Genomic DNA, 964 nt, shown 5'->3' with positions numbered 1-964 from the left:
GCGCGCGCCGATGCCGGCTTCGTGGTCGCCTCGGGCGAAGTGCATCTGGTGGAAGGCGAGGGCGAGGCCCGCCATATCGCCATGACGGTGGGCCGCGGCACGCTGCTCGGTGAAATGGCCCTCATGGCCGACACGCGCCGCCCGTCCTCCGCCGTGACGGCGACCGATTGCGACTTCATCCGCATTTCGCGCCCGCTCTTCCGGCGCATGTTGCAGGAATATCCCGAGATCGCCGCACTCCTGCACCAGCGCATCCGCGACGATTTCCTCTCCATGGCGAACCGGATTCTGGCGCTCAGCGAGACCCTGGAGTTCGACCTCGGCGACGATGACGACGCGCCGGGCGACCGGCGGGATTAGCGCACGCCTTTAGCCCCTCTTGGCCTCCGCCAGCGCGCGGCCGAACGCCTTGGCGAAGCTTTCGCGATCCTCCGGGTTCAGGAAACCGCCGATCTCCGTCGCCCGCCCTTCGCCATGGACGCTCATCTGCGTGACGCCGAATTCGGGATGGCGGCGCACGAGAAAGCGCGTCCAGCCCGGATTGTAATGGGCCTCCCGCACCGCCCCGCGCGGTGAAATCTTGCGAATGGAGAGATCCGTGCGCGAGACCGACACTTCCTCCCGCGCTCTGGCGGAGTGGAAGGACGCGCGCAGCGCCCACCAGAGCAGCAGCACGTCGAGCCCGAAAAAGCCCACGATAGGCCAGGCGCCGTTCGCGACGAAGGCGAGGCCCGAGACGAGGCTCGCGCCCCCGAACAGCGCCATGGTGACATGGAAGCCGCGCCGCCCGAGCGAGCGATAGGGCGTCAGCAGCGCTTCGAAGAGCGGGGCGTCCGCGTCGGGCGCGGACGAGGCGCTGGTGCTTATACACCTCTGACGCTGCCGACGAGCTACCGTGTGTAGATCTCGGTTGTACCCGCATTCGTAACAACACAACGACACGTCTAATGTACAGAGATCATGT

2 protein-coding genes are annotated in these 964 nt (G+C 66.9%); one reads left to right on the top strand and one right to left on the bottom strand.

Going from position 1 to position 964, the window contains the following annotated elements:
- The coding region (locus NS365_RS22995) for a Crp/Fnr family transcriptional regulator (protein WP_058602604.1) at window positions 1–360 on the top strand (360 nt) is incomplete at its 5' end.
- A gap of 9 nt (window positions 361–369) precedes the next feature.
- Here NS365_RS22995 and NS365_RS22990 read toward each other — a convergent pair.
- Entirely contained in the window at window positions 370–867 is a 498-nt protein-coding gene (locus NS365_RS22990) for a DUF2244 domain-containing protein (protein WP_058602605.1), read from the bottom strand.
- Window positions 868–964: the final 97 nt, after the last annotated feature.

The organism is Aureimonas ureilytica (genome assembly GCF_001475935.1).
Classification (GTDB): Bacteria; Pseudomonadota; Alphaproteobacteria; order Rhizobiales; family Rhizobiaceae; genus Aureimonas; species Aureimonas ureilytica_A.
The sequence above is the reverse complement of the archived record's forward strand: the minus strand, read 5'-3'. Positions and strand labels throughout refer to the sequence as shown.